1 protein-coding gene is annotated in these 655 nt (G+C 62.1%); it reads right to left on the reverse strand.

What is annotated here, in order from left to right:
* Nucleotides 1-43: 43 nt before the first annotated feature.
* Nucleotides 44-655 (reverse strand): sulfite exporter TauE/SafE family protein (locus tag B3Q33_RS08810; RefSeq protein WP_286827496.1); only part of this gene is annotated, 612 nt, incomplete at its 5' end.

Genomic DNA, 655 nt, shown 5'->3' on the forward strand with positions numbered 1-655 from the left:
CGCCATGCAGGCATAGCTCCTACGTCTTTAGCAGGGACTTCCTTCAAAACACCGCATACTTGATCCCCAGCGCCAACAAAACCGTCACCAATACCGGGTGCATGATGTGGTTGGGTACCCGATGGCCCACATGCGTGCCGATGTAGATCGCCGGCAGGGACCCCATCAGCAAGGCAGCGAGCAGCCTCAGGTCCACATGGCCAAGAGCCAGATGGCCCAGGCCGGCGATCAGGGTAAGGGGGACCGCATGGGCCAGATCAGTACCCACTACCCGAATCGGTGCCAGGGCAGGGTAGAGGATCAGCAATACGGCGGTACCGATGGCGCCGGCGCCCACCGAGGACAGAGTCACGAACACGCCCAGCAGAATTCCCATTGCCACAGTCCACACGCCGGCCCGGTGCTGAGCGGATCCCAGTAAGCCAGATGGGCGGTGGTTCACTATCGCCTGCAGACGATGCTTGAACAGTAGCACCAGGGCGGTGACGATCAGGGTTATACCCAGCGCCGTTGTCAGCAAGGGGGCATAGTCGTCGGCATCGGAAGCCAGCAACCAGAGCGCCGCCGCGGTGAGCAGGGCGGCAGGGATGCTACCGGCCGCCATGCGTTTCATAATGGTCCAGTCCACGTTGCGGCGACGGGCATGCATCACCAT

Origin of the sequence: Alcanivorax sp. UBA3183 (assembly GCF_002364155.1) — a bacterium.
GTDB lineage: Bacteria > Pseudomonadota > Gammaproteobacteria > Pseudomonadales > Alcanivoracaceae > Alcanivorax > Alcanivorax jadensis.